Origin of the sequence: Hyphomonas sp. GM-8P (genome assembly GCF_003263315.1) — a bacterium.
Classification (GTDB): Bacteria; Pseudomonadota; Alphaproteobacteria; order Caulobacterales; family Hyphomonadaceae; genus Hyphomonas.
Map to the genome: position 1 here is coordinate 107,014 of NZ_AWFE01000002.1, position 18,126 is coordinate 125,139.

13 protein-coding genes are annotated in these 18,126 nt (G+C 59.0%); 5 read left to right on the forward strand and 8 right to left on the reverse strand.

The features are described 5' to 3' along the window. Positions 1 to 2 precede the first annotated feature (2 nt). Positions 3 to 836: a phytanoyl-CoA dioxygenase family protein gene (locus HY26_RS01505; protein ID WP_112072783.1), complete on the reverse strand. Its 834-nt coding sequence runs from the start codon at positions 834 to 836 to the stop codon at positions 3 to 5. Positions 837 to 1,025: 189 nt separating this feature from the next. Here HY26_RS01505 and betI (HY26_RS01510) point away from each other — a divergent pair, with 189 nt between their 5' ends. Together betI (HY26_RS01510) and betI (HY26_RS01515) are read left to right on the forward strand one after the other, a co-directional pair. After that, positions 1,026 to 1,631, forward strand: a complete 606-nt coding sequence (betI, locus tag HY26_RS01510; protein WP_158531388.1) for a transcriptional regulator BetI — start codon at positions 1,026 to 1,028, stop codon at positions 1,629 to 1,631. Positions 1,632 to 1,636: 5 nt separating this feature from the next. Then, on the forward strand, positions 1,637 to 2,215 hold the full coding sequence (gene betI / locus HY26_RS01515) for a transcriptional regulator BetI (RefSeq protein ID WP_112072785.1): 579 nt from the start codon (positions 1,637 to 1,639) through the stop codon (positions 2,213 to 2,215). Positions 2,216 to 2,218: 3 nt separating this feature from the next. On the opposite strand, the gene HY26_RS01520 is transcribed toward betI (HY26_RS01515), so the two are convergent. Next, on the reverse strand, positions 2,219 to 3,130 hold the full coding sequence (locus tag HY26_RS01520) for an NAD(P)-dependent oxidoreductase (RefSeq protein WP_112072786.1): 912 nt from the start codon (positions 3,128 to 3,130) through the stop codon (positions 2,219 to 2,221). Between the two features lie 165 nt (positions 3,131 to 3,295). On the opposite strand from HY26_RS01520, the gene betB reads away from it, so the two are divergent. Beyond that, a complete protein-coding gene (betB, locus tag HY26_RS01525) occupies positions 3,296 to 4,753 on the forward strand; it encodes a betaine-aldehyde dehydrogenase (RefSeq protein WP_233351497.1) in 1,458 nt (485 codons plus the stop codon). A 53-nt stretch (positions 4,754 to 4,806) separates the two neighbouring features. After that, positions 4,807 to 7,137, forward strand: a complete 2,331-nt coding sequence (locus tag HY26_RS01530; protein ID WP_158531389.1) for a TonB-dependent receptor — start codon at positions 4,807 to 4,809, stop codon at positions 7,135 to 7,137. Between the two features lie 148 nt (positions 7,138 to 7,285). Here HY26_RS01530 and HY26_RS01535 read toward each other — a convergent pair whose 3' ends face one another. From HY26_RS01535 to HY26_RS01545, 3 genes are read right to left on the reverse strand one after another with little or no spacing between them, the layout of a single operon-like run. Further along, the gene (locus HY26_RS01535) at positions 7,286 to 8,323 is read right to left on the reverse strand and encodes an alcohol dehydrogenase family protein (RefSeq protein ID WP_112072788.1); all 1,038 of its coding nucleotides are present in this window, start codon (positions 8,321 to 8,323) and stop codon (positions 7,286 to 7,288) included. A gap of 19 nt (positions 8,324 to 8,342) precedes the next feature. Then, the gene (locus HY26_RS01540) at positions 8,343 to 9,569 is read right to left on the reverse strand and encodes an acyl-CoA dehydrogenase family protein (protein WP_034765766.1); all 1,227 of its coding nucleotides are present in this window, start codon (positions 9,567 to 9,569) and stop codon (positions 8,343 to 8,345) included. Positions 9,570 to 9,597: 28 nt separating this feature from the next. After that, the gene (locus tag HY26_RS01545; RefSeq protein ID WP_199288528.1) at positions 9,598 to 10,590 is read right to left on the reverse strand and encodes a phosphotransferase family protein; all 993 of its coding nucleotides are present in this window, start codon (positions 10,588 to 10,590) and stop codon (positions 9,598 to 9,600) included. 109 nt (positions 10,591 to 10,699) lie between these two features. On the opposite strand from HY26_RS01545, the gene HY26_RS01550 reads away from it, so the two are divergent. Then, positions 10,700 to 11,347 carry a TetR/AcrR family transcriptional regulator gene (locus HY26_RS01550; protein WP_034765772.1) on the forward strand — a complete coding sequence of 216 codons (648 nt, stop codon included), beginning with the start codon at positions 10,700 to 10,702 and terminating at the stop codon, positions 11,345 to 11,347. Between the two features lie 184 nt (positions 11,348 to 11,531). Here HY26_RS01550 and HY26_RS01555 read toward each other — a convergent pair whose 3' ends face one another. The 3 genes from HY26_RS01555 to HY26_RS01565 form a co-directional block, all read right to left on the reverse strand. Next, positions 11,532 to 14,219, reverse strand: a complete 2,688-nt coding sequence (locus HY26_RS01555; RefSeq protein WP_112072790.1) for a TonB-dependent receptor — start codon at positions 14,217 to 14,219, stop codon at positions 11,532 to 11,534. 147 nt (positions 14,220 to 14,366) lie between these two features. Then, positions 14,367 to 15,665: an aminotransferase class V-fold PLP-dependent enzyme gene (locus tag HY26_RS01560; protein ID WP_112072791.1), complete on the reverse strand. Its 1,299-nt coding sequence runs from the start codon at positions 15,663 to 15,665 to the stop codon at positions 14,367 to 14,369. Between the two features lie 14 nt (positions 15,666 to 15,679). Next, positions 15,680 to 18,103, reverse strand: coding sequence for a TonB-dependent siderophore receptor (locus HY26_RS01565; protein ID WP_112072792.1), 2,424 nt, complete (start codon positions 18,101 to 18,103; stop codon positions 15,680 to 15,682). Positions 18,104 to 18,126 lie beyond the last annotated feature (23 nt).

Consider the following 18,126-nt stretch of genomic DNA (forward strand, 5'->3'; position numbering starts at 1 on the left):
GCTTACTCGTCCAGAAGCGCTCTGGGACTTCCGACTTCGTACATATTAATAATCCCTCCACCGCGGCTGGTACCGTCATAGAGGTCATAACCAAGTAGGCTTTGAGCACGCTTCGGCAGCTCACGGACCTTCTCCAGTGGAATTCCGAGCCAGCTGTTCTCTACAGGCACCAGCCAGCCGTGACAGTAGGATACAGACAATCCACGGCGCGGTACGCCGCTGACATTCTTTCCGCCCCCATGCAGGGTTTGTCCCGCAAACATCGCGACTGACCCCGGAGACATGACAGCTTGTGTTATCTCATCAGGCTGGGGTTCGCGCGCCCGGTCCCATTTATGGCTACCCGGCACGACGACCGTGGCCCCGTTCTCAATGGTGTAATCACTTAACGCTATCATCACATTGATAACCAGGGGGGCAGCGGCCTGGGCTGTGCGAGGCCAGGAATCGTCATCCCGGTGAATCGGCTGCGCTGTCTCCCCCCCGCGAATTTCGATCAGCTCAGCAGCGCTCAGACGGTAGTCTGTGCAGTGCGGCCTCAATTGCTGATCCATGATCGACATAATGCGCGCGTCGGCCAGCACAGGAGCAAAGCTTCTTGCCTTCGCTGCGATACCGTGAAGACGGACGGTGTAGGCACCAAGGAAGTCGTCATACATGTTCTTTTGTTCTCGAGGCTTGCAGGCCTCGATATACGGCTCAAGCTCATCATTGAGAGACTTCACCACGTCTGGCGGAAAAAAGTCTTTGACGATAACAACGCCATCTTCGTCGAGCACTTGGCTAATCACTTCGCCAGAGGATTCGCCTGATAGCTGCTTTACGGTCGCTCCCATTCGCTTCTCTCCAGATAAAACACCACCCGCACCATATACACTCTCAAACTATTCGCAATAATGTAAATGGTTGTGCAATTACTTTTTGATAGCCATTCTGGTGTGCCCCGCCCAACTGGCACATACTTTTCATTTAAACTTCAGAGGCCTATTGAAAAGGCGCTCCACTCTTCGAGCCAGTCAGGAAGCATGACGACACCGCAACGCCAACGCCGCCATCGTGAGCAAAGCCAGAGACATCTGGTCGACGCGACTATTTCGGCGATCTACAAGCATGGTTTCCATGAGGCGACGGCACAGCGGATTGCCGAAGAGGCAGGTCTCTCCGCTGGCAACATCCACTATCATTTCGGGTCAAAGGAAGAGTTGTTTGCCGCAGCCATGCGCCAGCTCATGTCCGATATCAGCGACACTCTTGTCAGTGAACTCGGCGATGCAGACACGCCACTCGCGCGGGCGCATGCCATCATTCATGCAAATTTGTCGGAACCACTCTTCAGCCATCGGAACTGTTTCGTCTGGCTGCAATTCTGGTCGGAAACGGCCCGATCTGAAGAGCTCGCCCGGCTGGAACGTATCAATGCCCGTCGCTTCCATCGCAACCTGCTCGATGCCCTCGGCAAACTCCTAAAACGGAAAGACGCTGAGCAGATCGTTCGCGAACTGGTCGCCATGGTCGATGGGTTGTGGATTCGCAAAGCGCAGAATGACGACGCCATCACGCCTGAAGCCGCGCGAGACATCGTCTTCAGCTATCTGGAACGTCGCCTCGATTCACTGACGAATGGAGGCTGAGCGCGATGGGACGGGCCGAGAAAAAACTGCAGCGCAAGCAGAGCCTGATTGAGGCAACGGTCAACTGCGTCAACAAATACGGTTACGCTCAATCGACTATCCAGCGGATTGCAGCAGAAGCCGATCTGACAAGCGGTTCAATCTATCGTCATTTCGACAACAAGCGCGACCTCTTCGAGGCGACAATGCGCTACTTGCTGAAGCTTGTCCTGACTGAAGAGCGCCGGGCCCTCGCAACTGCCAATAGCGATTCAGAATGCCTGAAAGCCGTTATCTCGTCGAAGTTTGCCCCCTCACTCTTCAATTCGCAATTCTGCACCGTATGGCTGCATTTCTGGGCTCACGCACAGTCCTATCCGGCCTTCGCCCGAATTGAGCAATTGAGCGAGCGTCTCCTGCATCGCAGCGTCAGGCGTTATGCGATGAGGCTTATGGCACCGGAAGAAGCCGAGGCTCTCATTCTTGAAATCTCGCTGATAATTGACGGCCTCTGGATCGCACACGCACAACGCGGTTCTGAGCTCACCCCCTTTATCGCGAACGAGATCGCGCAAGGCTGTCTGGACACACGACTTGTCGGATAGGGATCAGGCCTCCCAGTGCGGTGGCCAGTCACCTTCCAGGCGAAGATCCTCACCCACGGCATCTTCGATCAGCTTGGCAACGTGCAATTCGCCAACACCGCCACCATAGGCTTCAGCTGCAGCGGCAAATCTTTCCTGCACACGTGCACCGATCGGGGTCGGAACCCCGCCCCGCTCGGCGAGCGCTGCACATAGGCGCAGGTCTTTCAGGCAAAGATCCAGCGTAAACGAAGGATCGTAATGGCCCGCAAAGATCGAGGGTGCATCGTGGCGGGCCACAAAACTGTCGCCGACACTGTCCTTGATGGCATCCCACAGGACGCCCAGCGGCACACCGGCGCGGCGCCCGAGCATCAGCCCTTCTCCGATAACTGCGGCATGCGTGAACCAGAGATAATTGGTCACCAGCTTCACCGCATTGCCAGTGCCAAGTTGTCCGCAGCGGATGACCCGCCCCATGCGCGAGAGGACGGGTTCGCACACATCAAGAACTTCCTCTTCTCCGCCGGCAAACAAGGTCAATTCCCCTCGACGTGCCCCATCGACCGCGCCAGTCACGGGCGAATCAACTGTCTTCACACCCATCTGGCCTGCAAACCCGGCCAGCTCGATCACAAGCTCAGCATCATTTGTGGTCGTATCCACCCAGATTGTACCGGCATCCAGTCCCTCGAAAACACCATTTTCGCCCCGCATGACCTGGTCGACCACATCAGGCTTGGGCAGCGAAGTTATCAGGATGTCGACACCCTTCGCACAATCCGCAGGCGTCTCGGCCCAACTGGCACCGCTATCAATGTGCTGGTTGGCGCGGGCCTTGTCGATGTCATGCACCTTGAGCTGCAATCCGGAACGCAAGAGCACCATCGCCATGTTGGCCCCCATATTTCCAAGACCGATAAATCCGATGCGCATGACTCCACACTCCTGAATGCTTGCTTGCCGGTATTTTGGTCTTCAACCGGCTCTTTCAATATGTGTCCCGGCACACGCAATTGACAAAATGTAATTGTATGTGCAGTTATTTTTTGGAGCACTAATTCACCCATCACTGATCCGCAAGGAAAAAGGAAGCACGACGTGAGCTACGCCATAGACTTGTTCATCGACGGCAAACGTGTGGCCGGCGAAGGCGAGGCAGAGTTCATCTGCCGAAACCCCGCAACGGGTGAAGAGATCGGCCGGTTCCGCGAAGCCAGTCCGGACCAGATAGAAACAGCCGTCGCCTCTGCAACGCGGGCCCAGAAGGACTGGGCCGCCACGCCAGCCGAGCAACGCGGACGCATTCTGCGCAAAGCCGCCGACCTTTTGCGGGAACGCAATGACAAGCTCGCCCACATTGAGATGGAAGACACCGGCAAGCCAATTGGCGAAGCTCTGTCCGTGGACGTGCAGACCGGCGCAGATGCCCTGGAACACTACGCCAATCTCGCTGGCAGTATTGCCGGAGAATACCAGGACTTCGGATACGGCTTCTACTACACCCGGCGTGAGCCGCTCGGTGTTTGTGCAGGTATTGGCGCCTGGAACTACCCGCTGCAGATTGCCTGCTGGAAGTCCGCTCCTGCGCTCGCCGCTGGCAATGCGATGATCTTCAAACCATCGGAACTTACCCCGATCAATGCCGTTCACCTCGCAGAAATCTACTGCGAGGCCGGCTTGCCAGCCGGTGTGTTCAATGTGCTGCAGGGAGAACGGACCCCCGGCGCAGCCCTGGCGGCACACCCGGCCATTGCAAAAGTATCACTCACTGGAAGCGCGCCCACGGGGCGCAAAGTGATGGAGGCGGCCTCCCCCCGCTTGAAAGAAGTTTCCCTCGAACTGGGAGGCAAATCTCCTCTGATCATCTTTGAGGATGCCGAACCGGAACATGCTGCGCGGCTCGCCATGTATGCAAATTTCCTGACCCAAGGCGAAATATGCGCAAACGGCACACGCGTCTTCATTCACACCAGCATTCACGACGCTGTCCTGGAAGAAATCATAAAACGGACGACAGCTCTGAAAATTGGTTCTCCCGCCGATCCGGAAACCCAGGTCGGATCTCTGATCTCGCTCGACCACCTCGATGTTGTAAGCGGGTTTGTGGATCGCGCCCGGGATGCTGGCGCGAAGGTCGTTTGTGGAGGGCATCGCGTTGACGTGCCGGGCCACGAGAATGGCGCCTTCTATGCTCCTACAGTCATCGCCGACAGCACGGACGACATGGAGCATGTCCGTGAGGAAATCTTCGGCCCCGTCATGACCGTCCTTAAATTTGAGACCGAGGACGAAGTCGTCGCCCGCGCGAACCGGTCGGATTATGGCCTGGCTGGCGGCGTTGTCACAAAGGACCTGACCCGCGCTCACCGGGTCGCCGCAAACGTTCAGACCGGCATGTTCTGGGTCAACACCTACCAGGCGATGCCAATGCAAATTCCGTTCGGCGGTTACAAGCAGTCAGGCATAGGCCGCGAGAACGGTTGGGACGTGCTCGATGAGTACACTCAGAAAAAGAGCGTCTTCGTTCAAACGAAACCTGAAGATTTGCCCTTCTGACCCTTTGGTTCAGTCAACAATTCATAAAACTCAATAATATGCGGGAGAACAGCATGATGCCCATCCAACGATTGCCCCTCATGGCAGGGGCTGCGTCCACACTTGTCGTATCAATGGCAGCCCCGGCCATGGCACAAGATGCAGACCAGCAGGATGGACGCAGCCGCATCCTGCAAACGGTTCAAGTGACAGCCGAGCGCCGCGAAGCCTCGCAGCAGGATGTGCCGGTGACGGTCACATCCGTAGACGAACGTATGTTAAGCGAGGGAGATTATCGCACAAGCGAGGACCTCGCCCAGCAGGTACCCGGGCTTCAGATCAAGTCTTCCTTTTCCGCCTCCAATCCGACGATCTTCATCCGGGGCGTCGGCATCAATGATTTCAATCCGGCCAATAGTGGCGCCATCGGCGTCATGATTGACGACATGTTCTACAATTCAACAACCGGCCAGCTTTTTCAGCTGTTCGATCTTGATCGCGTTGAAGTTCTCAAAGGCCCTCAGGGGACTCTCTATGGCCGCAACACAACCGGTGGCGTGCTGAGCGTTCACACAAAAAAGCCAAGCTTTGAGCCGGGCGGGTACTTGAGCGCCACGTATGGCCTGTTCAACCAACTCGACGTTGAGGGCGCGGTGACCCTTCCGGTGAGCGACAAACTCGCTTTCCGTATTTCCGGCGTGTCAAACACGCGGGACGGCACACGCGATATTTCGTTCCCCGATGGGACTAGCGCAGAGAAAAACGATGTCGATTTCCAGGCCGGACGCCTGCAGATGCTGTTTGAACCAACTGCAGATCTGAGCGTCCTCGGCAAGATCGAATATGGCAAGAGCAACGCAACCTCGCGCTCCTATGAAAGTCAGGGTCTGATCAACTACTCGACGTTCGAGTATGGTCTCAGCGATTATGACAGTGTCTGTGGTGGCCGCGGTGCGGCCGTATGCGCCGATGCATTCGGCTATACTGACGATCCAGATCCCTATTCGGGCGCCGAGAACCTCAAGGATACGCCGGAGGAAGTCGAGGCGTTTACCGCAAATCTTCAGGTGGAATGGGATCTCGGCAGCTGGGAACTGACGTCCGTCACCGGATACCTCGATACCAACCGTGAAGCGATACTGGAGGTGGATGCTTCGCCCTACCGCTTGGTCGAAGAACACATCAATGACGGCTCAGAACAGTTCAGCCAGGAGCTTCGTCTGGCGTCCGACTGGGAAGGACCGATGAGCCTGATCCTGGGCGCGTTCTACCTTCAGGATGAACTGACTGGGCAGGACTCCTTCGAGCTGCTCGCCGATGCCAGCCCGACACCCGGAACGGCATATTTCGACGCGGTGAATTACATTCTGCGGACTGATCGCTTCTATACCCAGAAGACAAACACGTTCGCAGTGTTCGCCCAATCTGACTATGACCTGACAGACCGGCTGACGGCGACACTCGGCGCACGTTTCACCTGGGAAGAGCGCACACTGGATCACGTCGCCTATGCGGGACCGGTCGATGCAGTATCTTTGGATGGTGATATGCCGGTCTACGCCATCCTGCTGGACACTTCGTTCTTCCCAACGGACAAACTCTCCTTCGAGGAACCCACCTTCCGGGCCGCCCTCTCTTATGATGTCAGTGATGACGTGATGGTCTTCGGATCCGTATCACGCGGCTTCAAGAGTGGCGGCTTCAATACCGGCGCGACGTCAGACCCAATCGAAGCTTCAGTTGTTGAGCCTGAAAAACTCATGGCTTATGAAGTCGGCGTAAAGTCGGAATGGTTCAATCAGACTCTGCGGGCCAATGCTTCGGCGTTCTTCTATGATTACTCAGACCTGCAAGTCTTCGGCCTCGCGCCTGGCGCAGTACCGACGCAAACCCTGTTCAATGCAGAAAAGGCGGAAATCAAGGGATTCGAGTTCGACGTAACCTCGGTGCCGGTGACGGGCCTCGAGTTGTCCTTGGCCGGGACATATCTGGATGCTGAGTATATGGATTTCGTGACACCGATTGGCCAGGACTTCTCGGGCAACACGATGGTTGCAGCCCCCGAATGGAGTCTCGTCGCCCGCAGTCGCTACGAGACAGGTCCCGTCTGGGGTGATCTCGGTCTCGTGGCCAGCGCGGATGCAGCGTATACAGGCGACCAGTACTTCGACACGCAAAACACTTCCCGGATCGGCCAGGATGCTTACTGGATCGCGAATGCCCGACTGGCACTTCGGCCTGATGACAATCGCTGGGAACTGGCGGTCTTCGTCAAGAATCTGACTGACGAAGAGTACATCGTCGATGCGTTTGATGTCTCTGACTTCGGCTTCGATGAGCTGGTCTATGGCGATCCGCGCACCTATGGCGTGAGCCTGACCTACCGCTTTGGCAGCGGACAATAGGCAAGCTTGCCGATCTTCTCGGACACGCTCACACACCCCACCGGAACGTGCAAGAGGATTGGCGGAGGGGCTGTCGCTCGCGACAGCCCCTGATGCGTGTCGTCGAATTGAGACCTGCTCGCTCAAACAATCCCGCCTCGCATGTGGATCAGATATCCAGCACCATCTTCATGGCCCCTTCCGCGCGACGGTCAAACAGATCGTAGGCATGCGCGCCTTCCGACAGGTCCAGCGTGTGACTGATATAGCGCTCGGGCTTGATCCGGCCGGACTGGATCAGAGGAACGAGTTCCGGCCATTCCTGTGGCACTGAACAAGTCCCGATCCGGAAGGTCAGCCCCATCGCGAATGCCTTTGCCATAGGGAAGTCCATGGACCGGTCCTGGTTGACTCCGATGACTGACACCGTGCCGCGGCGCCCGGCCAGTCCGAGCGCCGCGCGGATCGTCGCGGAATGCCCCACCGCCTCGATCACACTGTCACACATCCGGCCATGCGTGGCCTCGCGGATATACTCCTTGGCCTCGGCGGGGTCTGGGGTTTCCAGTCCGATGGCGCGTCCCATGGCCCGGCGTTCTTCGACAAGATCGATGCCGAATACGCTGGCTGCGCCCATGGCCAGCGCACCCTCCGCGGCCATCAGGCCGATCGGGCCGAGCCCAACCACCGCAACCGTTGCACCGTGCGCGATGTCGGCATTGCGGGCGCCGAACCAAGCGGTCGCCAGGGCATCCGTCAGCATCAGCGCCTGCTCCGCGGTGACGCCCTCCGGAATGCGCGCTGCGTTGAAGTCGGCCGCGGGAACGCGCACGCCCTCTGCCTGGCACCCCTGTAGCGCGCTAGAGAGTCCGTAGCAGCGGCCGGAATTCGTTTCACAATTGACGACATTGCCGGCGAGGCAGGAGCGGCACTGACCACACCCGACCGCTGCGGAAATCATGACCTTGTCACCAACCTTCAGCTGGCGAACGGAACGTCCGATCTCGACCACTTCTCCGACGGCTTCATGGCCGACGCAGTATCCGACATCCTCCGAGAAGGTTTCCCCGTGATAGATGTGCAGGTCACTGCCGCAGATGGAGCATTTATCGACCTTGATGATCGCATCGCGGTCATCTTCGATGATCGGGTCAGGCATGGATTCAAAGCCGATCTCTTTCGGCCCGCGATAGACGAGTGCTTTCATGACGCGTTTGTTCCCCTGATCAGCGGACAGGCATGGCGTTGTATTCGCGGATCTTCAGCTTGCCGAGCTGGGACATGTGGACCTCGTCCGGGCCGTCAGCGATGCGAAGGAACCGGTTTAGCGTGAAGAAGCGTGCGACCGGTGTATCGTCGCTAACCCCCATGCCGCCATGCGCCTGGATTGCGCGATCGCATACAGTTTGTGCCATCTGTGGCGCGACGACCTTGATGGCGGCGATCAGGTCCTTGGCATCCTTGTTACCGAAACGATCCATGGCGTCGGCGGCCTTTAGCGTCAGAAGGCGTGCCATCTCGATCTCGCAGAAGCTGCGCGCGATGTCCTGGCGGATAGAACTCTGGTCAGCGAGCTTCTTGCCGAACGCCACCCGGTTCTCGACGCGGCGGGACATAATTTCCAAGGCACGCTGCGCCTGACCGATGGAGCGCATACAATGATGGATCCGGCCAGGGCCGAGGCGTCCCTGTGCGATTTCAAATCCACGCCCTTCGCCGAGGATCATGTTTTCCTTCGGGACGCGGACATTCTCGAAACGCAGCTCGCATTCCCCACCGGGCGAGTTCTTTGAACCGAAAACAGTCAAGTGGCGTACGATAGTGATGCCGGGCGTGTCTGGCTCCACCAGAATTTGCGAGTGTTGTTGGTGGCGTGGATTGTCCAGTAGCGTCTTACCCATGACGATCCAGATCTTGCAGTTCGGATTCATCGCGCCCGAAATCCACCACTTCCGGCCGTTGATGACGTAATCGTCGCCATCCGGGAGGATGGTGAGTTCAAGATTGGTTGCATCTGAAGAAGCAACTTGCGGCTCAGTCATCACATAAGCGGAGCGGATCTCGCCAGCGAGCAGAGGTTTCAGCCACTTTTCCTTCTGTGCGGGGGAACCGTATTTCGCCAACACTTCCATGTTTCCTGTGTCGGGAGCCGAACAGTTGAAGAATTCCGACGAGTGCGGCACCCGGCCCATGATCTCGGCAAGCGGCGCGTATTCCATATTGGTGAGGCCGGCGCTGTATTCGCCGTATTCCTCTGGCAGGAACAGGTTCCACAGGCCTTCGGCTTTCGCATGATCCTTGATCTTATCGATGCCGGGCCAGCGTTTCCAGAGGTTCGCGGGGTCTTCATCCCAGGCATGGTATTCCTCTTCGGTCGGGTAGACATATTTGTCGAAGAAGGCCTCAACGCGCGCGATCAGGTCCTTGGTCTTCTGGCTATGCTCAAACAGCATCTTAATTCCTCCAGGGTTTTGTCCGTACTCAGCTGATCCAGCGCAGTGCGCGTTCGAGCAGCCATATGGTTCGTCTGTGCAAATCGTCGCCTGTCGCCTTTGGCGCCTTGCCGGCGCAGGCGCGCGCATAGGTGCCTTCCAGAATGATCCCCAGCTTGTAGCAGGCAAGGACGCCGTACCAGTGAATGCCTGAAAGGTCCCTGTCAGATTGAGACGCATAGCGTGCCACGAGTTCTTCGGTAGTCGGGAAGCCTTCCCAAGGCTGGACAGCAACTGTTCCGGCATCGGATCGGTCGCTCTCCTCAGGCCAGGTTGCCAGAAGCCACCCAAGATCCAGAAGCGGATCACCGATGGTCGTCAGTTCCCAATCGACGATGGCAGCCAGCTTTGGCGCGTCGAACCGGAACATGACATTGGCAAGGTGATAGTCGCCATGAATAATGCCAGCGCGAAACCCGGATGGTCTGTGCTCGTCCAACCAGTCGCCGATACGGTTGACACCCTGCAGATCCTTGCGGCCATCCCATTCCGGAATTTCGGCGTAGCTTTCGAGCTGGGCTTTCCAGCGGCTGACCTGGCGTTCCAGATAGTTCTCCGGCTTGCCCAGGCCCGTCAGCCCGACAGCGACATAATCCACCGCGCCCAGTGCCGCGATCCCGTCGACCAGCGAGAGACCCATCTGGTGGCGCAGATCAGGCGAACTCGCGAACGGATCGGGCAGTCCCTGTGTTGCATTGAACCCATCGACAGGTTCCATCAGGTAGAACGCCGCGCCGAGCACGGCTTCATCCTCGCACGCAGCGATAAGTCCCGGATGGGGCACGCCAGTTCCGCTCAAGGCTGCCAGCACACGCGCTTCCCTACGCATCGTTTCGTTGGAATTGGCACGCAGGACAGGAGGCGGACGGCGCAGCACGTAGGTCCGGCCGGACCGCTGAAACTTCAGCAAGATGTTCTGGGTACCACCAGCCAGGCGTTCGACCTGCTCGATCGAACCGCTTCCCAGCCCCTGGCTATCCATCCATCCGGCGAGTGTCTCCAAGTCTACCGGCGCGTCCAATTAATCCTCCCGATTAAATCAATTGGATAATATGCTTGACGCGGAGGCGGTCAGATTGCAAGCCTTCCCTATGGTCCGCTTGCATGAAAAAAGTGAGAGTGATGCCGTCGACGCGCTGAAGCGCGCGGCGCTGAAACTGTTTGCCGAACGCGGTGTCGATGGCGTGACCGTCCGCGAAATCGCTGCCGCTGCCGGGCAAAAGAACCACGGCGCCGTCGGCTATCATTTCGGATCGAAGGCTGAATTAATCAGAATTCTCGTCGTGGATGGCGCGAGCCTGATCGATGTCAGGCGTAACGAGGCGCTGGACGCCCTCCTTGGCGCAGGCCGTCAGCCTGATCTGGAAGAAATCATCCGAATCCTCGTCTACCCTTCCATCGATCTGGCGCCGCCTGGCGAGGAAGAATGCTACAACCGCTTCGTTGTTCTCTTCTCAATGGCTCACCGGGATCTGTTCATGAGCGCGCTCGAAGACCGATGGAATACCGGTTATCAGCGATGCATCGAATTGTTGCGCGGCGCGATGGCTCATCTGCCCAAACGTGACCAGACCGAACGGATCGTGTTCATCGAGGCTTATCTTGGCGGTGTTCTTTCCGCGCGCGAAACCCGCCTCGCAGACTCCAGCCGCGCGCACTCCACCTGGTCGAATTCACGCATTTTGGAACATTTTGTACAAACGATTGCGGCGATTGTCCGGGCCCCGGCTATGACGTGAGACCTGCCTCGGCTTGGCGCAACATTGGCCAGCTGTCCGACAGGAAAAGTTAGCGATGCGCAGTTGGTGATTTTGGACGGCGTCGCGTAAGCAATTGAACCTGGCACTGCTCTCGATATTCCTTTGATGATTGAAGCGGGGTCAAGCCCATTTAATCTGACCATACCCGAGACTGGTCTTGTGATTAGAAGCGCGCGTTAAGCCGCACGTAAAACTGGCCGCCATCCGTGTCATAAGGCGCATTGCGGGAATAGATCAGCCCCTTGCTGACTTCCAGCACGGCCTCATCCGGATATTCGTTGAACAGGTTTTCTAAGCCGAAACGCAGGGTCAACGTGTCGTTGAGCTCGACCGACATACTCGCATCGACGAAAAGTTCCGAGCCGAACTCCTGAATAAAATCGGCGTCCTGATTGGTATAGTCTACCCAGGGGCCGATCCATCTCAGCCGTGTCTCGAAAGACAGCGCGCCTCTCCGCAAGCCCGCAGACGCATGGGTCGAGAAACGGGGATAGAGCCGTTCGAACCGGTCGACCCGCGACGGACTGCCGGCGAAGTCGGAATTCAGCACGTCGGTATTATTGTAATTGAACGACAGGCCAAGGGTGAGATCGCCGCCTGCCAGTCGCCGGTCATAGTCCAGAACCAGATCGATACCGGACGTCCGCGTGTCGAAACTGTTCTGATAGAAGCTGACCTCCGAAATGCTTTCCCCGCCCGGCACCCCCAGGACCGCAAGACACAAACGCTCGGCCGGGTCGAGCGTATAGCCTTCAGATGTAAATATCCGGTCACGAACTTCTGTCCTGTAGACGTCGGCGCTGGCGACGAGGCCCTCCATTGGCCGGAGCACCAGCCCGGCAGACAAATTGACGGAGGTTTCCGGCTTCAGAGGCGAGATGACGGCATCTGCCCGCTCGTTCAGGATGTCTGCAACGGGACCTGTAGGGCTGAAGCGGCCATTGGTGAAGACGTCCAGCGTGTCCGGGGCGACGCCTTGCGATGTCCGTTCTGAATAGAGTTGCGCCGGGGTCGGGGCCTTTAAGCCGGTTGAGACTGTGGCGCGGAGGGCAAGGCCTACCAACACATCCCGGCGATACGACAGTTTGCCGTTCAGGCGGCTCCCGAATGTGTCGAACTCCTCGAAGCGGATTGCAATGCCCAGCTGGCTGCGCTCACCGGGATTTGCCTCCGCATCGGCATAGGCGGCCCAGTTGGTCTGGTCATATGTCTTCGCCTGTTCCTGCGTGTAGCCCGGAAACCCGTTCGAACCGGACGTCAGGCCGTCCACCGCACCGGGACCGATTTCATAGGACGCCGGATCGCCCGCCGCGATAGAGTAGCGTTCCAGACGCCGTTCCAGGCCGAAGGCGAGATTGACTGGCCGGGCGAAGGATGGCGGCGCAGCGAGTCTCGTTTGAAAATCTGCATTCAGATTGAATTCCTGCTGTCGCAGGCCGCCCGCATCGAACTGCGTCGGACTGTGCGGCCCCATGGACGCATTGATTGTGTCGTAGAGAAAATAGTCTATTCTGTTCTCATTGACCCCGGCACTGACATCATAAGTCAGGCCGCTTGCCGAGACACCTTTCAGGCCGAACGTGGCGGACACATCGTGCTCCTCCTGCCCGAATTGTGGGGTGAACCCGTTGGGATAGATGTCGATCAGCGACCAGTCGCCGAAGGCAGCGCTGGCCGCATAGACGCTGGGCGTGGCGGGGCTGCGCCAGTTGAAGTCGCTCACGCCCTGCCCTCTGCTCGCACTGACGAGGGTGTAGAGCTTGCCAAAGTCGGTTTCCCGTTCCGCTGTTAGCAAAGCGCGGATATCCTCCCGCTCCGGCTGGCCCCATTTCTGGACCGGATCGGCAATGTCGGCATCCGGATGATCTGCCAGATATTGCAAAGCGTCGAGGCGCTGGCGGGCGCGCGACGTCGGCGCGGCGTCGCTATAGTCAAGGCTGAGCCGGAAGCCGCCTTCAGGTCCGCGTCCCCCGCCGCCCAGGCCGAGGCGTTTCTGGACGCCGTCGCCCCCATAATACTGGCTATATTGTGCGAAGCCTTCCGCCAGCGCGTCATCGCGGGTGATGATGTTGATCACACCGGCAATCGCATCGGAACCATACTGCGCCGACGCCCCGTCGCGCAGGATTTCGACGCGCTTTATGGCATTGGTGGGGATCTTCGAAAGGTCCGGCGACTGGGATCCGCCTGTGTTCAGCATCGCGGAACGGTGGCGCCGCTTGCCGTTAACCAGGATCAGCGTGTGATCTGCAGACAGGTTCCGCATGCTGTACGGCCGCACGAATACGGCGCCATCGCTGAGCGGCCGACGCTGGACGAAAAAGCTGGGCAGGATGTCTGCCAGCACGTCAGAGAAGTCATCGGAGACAGGCGCGGCGAGGTCTGTCTGGTCCAGCACGTCGACCGGCGAAAGGCTTTCCCAGGCTTGCAGGCCCGCCCGCGAGCCGGTCACGATGATCGTGTCATAAGTGCGGGGCAGATCCATGGCCGGTGGCGGCAGCCGGACGGGACGGATTGCGGCCCTTTCGGAAAGCGTCCGCTGCGGCACTGTCTTGCTGGCCGGCTGGCGCCGGATGATCCAGACCCCGTTCGCATCCTGGCTGATACTCAGGGACGTGCCGGACAACAGGGCCACCAGCGCGTCGCCCACCTCCATGTCGCCCGACAACGGCCCCGCACTTCGGCCGGCCAGATCTGCCGCTTCTGCAATGATGACGGTGTCGGCCTGCTCGGCAAGCAGGTTGACGGCGTCCGCCAGCGGCATGACCGGTACGCGCAGGGAATGGGTCTGCGCCGCCGCGGGAAGCACCGCGGCCACGCAGGTCAGCAGGAACAGGCAGGCCGATCGCATTGGTCCCTCGGGGAGGCCCTCGCATTCCGCGTTGGAGTCGCCCCTAAGAAGCCGATGGCGATGACAGGCAGATGACAATAGCCGCCCGCAACGGCCATTCCTCCGCCGGTGAAACTCAAATGCCGCAGTCTGGCCCGGTGCCCGGCGTCAGGTTTCCGCCAAAAGTGAACGGAGTGCCCGCACAAGCTGAAAACACTGGTCAGGCGTGTTGTAGAGCGTCGGTGTGACGCGTACGCAGGCGCCTTTGGCCACATCGGTGCGGTGGACGGTGAAGATGCCATGCTTCTCCACCAGCGCCTTCACGATGGCCTTGTTGTCGTCGACGCTCGTCTTGCCCTTGAAACGGAAGGAGGTGATCGCGGCATGCAGTCGCGGGTCTGACGGCGTCAGGATCTCGATCCGGTCATCGCCGCGCATTTCCTCGGTCCAGAGGTCACGCAGGTAAGCAACGCGGGCCGCCTTGCGGGCCGGCCCGACAAGCTCGTGGAAATCGAGCGCGTCTTTCAGAGTCAGGAACGTCGCGAAATTCGTGGTGCCTGTATGGATGCGGTGATAGATCGTGCCGACGCCTTCGGGCCGTTCGGAGATGTCCGGCGAGATGTCCGTCAGCCGGTCGCGGCGGATGTACATCAGGCCCGCCCCGATCGGCGCGCCGATCCATTTGTGCAGGTTGAAGCCGGCAAAATCGGCACCGAGGTCTTCCATGCGGAAATCGATCTGCCCCCAGGAATGGGCCGCATCGACGATACAGTCGACGCCATGGCCCCGCGCCATCTCAACGATCTCGCGCACGGGGATCATAAGGCCGGTTCGGTGGCTGATATGGGTCAGCAACAGGAGGCGCACTTTCGGGTTGGCTTCCAGTGCCTGCCGGTAGGTGTCTATCAGTCCCTCATAAGTGACCGGTTCCGGAATGACGATGCGGACAACCTCAGCGCCCTCCCGTTCGGCCTTGGTGTCCATCGCCGTCTGGATGGAGTCATAGTCCAGATCGGAATACATCACCGCATCGCCCGGCTTTAGACGGTTATAGCCGCCGACAAGGCCCTGCAGCGATTCTGTAGCATTGCGGGTGAAAACGATCTCATCCTGCCCGGCACCGAGGAAACCGGCGATGCGCGCATGGATCGGCTGGATGTCTGAATAATAGTCCCGGCGGGCATACCAGGAATTGTTGCGGTTCACTTTTTCAGTGTTCCGGACGAAAGCTTCCAGGACGGGCTTCGCCATCAGGCCCCAATAGCCGTTCTCGAAATTCACCACATTCGGCGTGACGTCGTATTGCGCCACAATCGGACGCCAGAAGGCTTCGTCGCTCGCGATGTCCTGCACTGCCTGCTCCCCTGCAGAGGCCGGCACCGGCGCAGCGGTACAGGCCGTTTCTGTCGCAAAGGACGCCGCTGCAACAGCGGCGCCCTTCATGACCAGTCGTCTGGTAAAGTCCATATCTCTTCCCGAGATCAGAAGCTGAGATCGAGGCGGAGGTAATACTGGCCGCCATCGGTATCATAGGGAGCATTCCGGGAATAAATCAGCCCCCGGCTCGCCTGATAGGTCGCTTCGTCCGGATATTGGTCGAAAACGTTCTCAGCTCCCACACGGACTGACAGATTATCGTTCACCTGATAGGTCGCGCCGAGATCGAACAGCACCATTGCACCGAAATCCTGGAAGATGTCGCCGGTGGAATTGCCCGAATAGTCCCGCCATTCGCCGTAATAGCGCATCCGGCCGAACATATCCCAGTTGCCGACCGTATAGTTCGCTTGCAGGTTCGCGGTGTGCTCCGGGATCCCTTTCTCGAACCGGTCTGCCGAGGTGGTGTTCGCTGCGAAATCGCCGCCGGTCACGTCTGTCTTGTTGTAGTTATAGGCGCCTGTAAGGTTCACTTCACCCGGACCGAACGCGAAATTGTAGGCCATGACCAGGTCGAGACCCTTGGTCCGCGTGTCGAAGTCATTCTGGAAGAAGTTGACCCGCGTGATGCTTTCCGCACCCGCAACGCCCAGCGCAGCAAACTCGGCACGTTCCGCATCGGTAACCGCAAAGGTGGCCGAGGTGCTGAGACGGTTAGTAACGTCGATCTGGTAGATATCCAGCGTCGCCGTCAGCCCGAAATTGGTGTTCCAGGCAAGACCGGCCGTAATGTTGTCCGACTCTTCTGGTTCAAGTGGAAGGATATTCACTCCATCCCGTTTGCTGATCACTTCAGCCACAGCACCCTGCGGGCTGAAGCGGCCGCTGGTGAAGATGTTCAGCGTTGTCGTGTCGAGGCCCTGAGACGTCCGCTCAGAAAAGAGCTGGCCCGGCGTCGGTGCGCGGAAGCCGGTGGATGCAGTTGCACGCAAGGCAAGGCCCGGCGTCAGCTCGAAACGGGTCGAGAGCTTGCCGGTCGTGCTGCTACCGAATTCGGAATAGTCCTCGTAACGGACGGCGCCGCCAACAGTCCAGCGATCCGTGACCGGAGCTTCGACATCCACATACGCCGCGTAGCTGGTCTGATCCGAAGAACCGGCCTGGTCAGGCGAGAACCCGGGGAAGCCATTGGAACCGGACGGAAAACCCTCCGCAGCCAGAGGGCCGACAGCGAATGACGCATATTCGCCCTGACCGATCTCATATTCCTCGTTGCGGCGCTCGGCACCGAAGGCGAAGGTCAGCTCGTCCGCCAGGAAGTCGAGGCTGGCCAGGTAAACGAAGTCGGCGTTCAGGTTGAGTTCGGTCTGGGTCAGCGTGCCGATATTGAAGGAGGTCGGGCTGGCCGAACCCAGTGAGGCGTTGATCGAGTCATACATGAAGTACTCGATCTGGTTGCGGCCATAGCTGGCGCTGAGATCATAGGAGAATGCCCCATCCCCTGCGCTGCGCAGACCGCCGGTCAGAGAGAAGTCATTGTCGTCCTGGCCAAAGCGCGGGGTGAAACCGGTCGGATAGATTTCGGAAAGATCGTAATCCGGATCGATCGCGCTGTCGCCGAATGCACTGGTGGACAGAGGGTTACGCCAGTTGAAATCCGTCACGCCGGTGCCGAAGCCATAAGTGCTGAACACATACGCCTGAGTGTTCGCGAAATCGTAGGCGCCGTTCAGGGCAAAGCGGTACGCCTGACGCTCCGGCTGTCCCCAGTGCTGAACCGGGTTTGGAACTTTCAGATCCGGAAAGGCCTCCTGCAGGGCGATCGCGTCGGCTCGCTGGCGCGACCGCGAGGTCGGCTGTGCATCGGTGTATTCGCCGGACAGGTTCAGGAACCCATTGTCGAACTCAAATCCTTGCTGGACGCCGATACGGTATTGTTCGCCATCGCCTTCATAATACTGGCCAGCCTGCGCAAAGGCGTTCGTGCCGGCTTCGTCGTCGAGGATGATATTGATCACACCGGCGATGGCATCGGAACCGTACTGGGCTGATGCGCCGTCGCGCAGTACTTCAATCTGCTTGATGGCGTAGGACGGGATCTGGGCCAGGTCAGGCGCCTGTGCGCCATTGGAGCCGAGCAGCGCAGAGCGGTGCATGCGCTTGCCGTTGATCAGGACCAGCGTGTGGTCCGCCGAGAGGGAGCGCAGGCTGGCCGGGCGGACAAAAACCTGACCGTCCGCCATCGGAAGGCGTTTCACATTGAAGGACGGCACGAGCTGGGACAGCGTGTCCATGACTTCGTCGGACGCCGTCAGGTCAATGGCTTTTTCGGAGATGACATCTACCGGCGCAAGGCTGTCGAAGGCCGTGCGCGGCGCACCGCGCGTACCGGTGATGATGACGGTCTCCTGGACGCTGGTATCGTCCTGCTCATTTGCGGTCTGGGCGAGCGCGGCATTGCTGAAGCACAGGGCGGCACCCGATGCTGTCAGGACGAGTGCCTTGCGCAGGCTGATCGAAGTTTTCATGACTTTCCCCTCATAGTGAACCG

Bases quoted from the DNA above. Each gene is read 5' to 3' on its own strand.
- HY26_RS01505 (WP_112072783.1), bottom strand. From the start codon at position 836: ATGGGAGCGACCGTAAAGCAGCTATCAGGCGAATCCTCTGGCGAAGTG.
- betI (WP_158531388.1), top strand. From the start codon at position 1,026: ATGACGACACCGCAACGCCAACGCCGCCATCGTGAGCAAAGCCAGAGA.
- betI (WP_112072785.1), top strand. From the start codon at position 1,637: ATGGGACGGGCCGAGAAAAAACTGCAGCGCAAGCAGAGCCTGATTGAG.
- HY26_RS01520 (WP_112072786.1), bottom strand. From the start codon at position 3,130: ATGCGCATCGGATTTATCGGTCTTGGAAATATGGGGGCCAACATGGCG.
- HY26_RS01530 (WP_158531389.1), top strand. From the start codon at position 4,807: ATGATGCCCATCCAACGATTGCCCCTCATGGCAGGGGCTGCGTCCACA.
- HY26_RS01535 (WP_112072788.1), bottom strand. From the start codon at position 8,323: ATGAAAGCACTCGTCTATCGCGGGCCGAAAGAGATCGGCTTTGAATCC.
- HY26_RS01540 (WP_034765766.1), bottom strand. From the start codon at position 9,569: ATGCTGTTTGAGCATAGCCAGAAGACCAAGGACCTGATCGCGCGCGTT.
- HY26_RS01545 (WP_199288528.1), bottom strand. From the start codon at position 10,590: ATGGATAGCCAGGGGCTGGGAAGCGGTTCGATCGAGCAGGTCGAACGC.
- HY26_RS01550 (WP_034765772.1), top strand. From the start codon at position 10,700: ATGGTCCGCTTGCATGAAAAAAGTGAGAGTGATGCCGTCGACGCGCTG.
- HY26_RS01555 (WP_112072790.1), bottom strand. From the start codon at position 14,219: ATGCGATCGGCCTGCCTGTTCCTGCTGACCTGCGTGGCCGCGGTGCTT.
- HY26_RS01560 (WP_112072791.1), bottom strand. From the start codon at position 15,665: ATGGACTTTACCAGACGACTGGTCATGAAGGGCGCCGCTGTTGCAGCG.
- HY26_RS01565 (WP_112072792.1), bottom strand. From the start codon at position 18,103: ATGAAAACTTCGATCAGCCTGCGCAAGGCACTCGTCCTGACAGCATCG.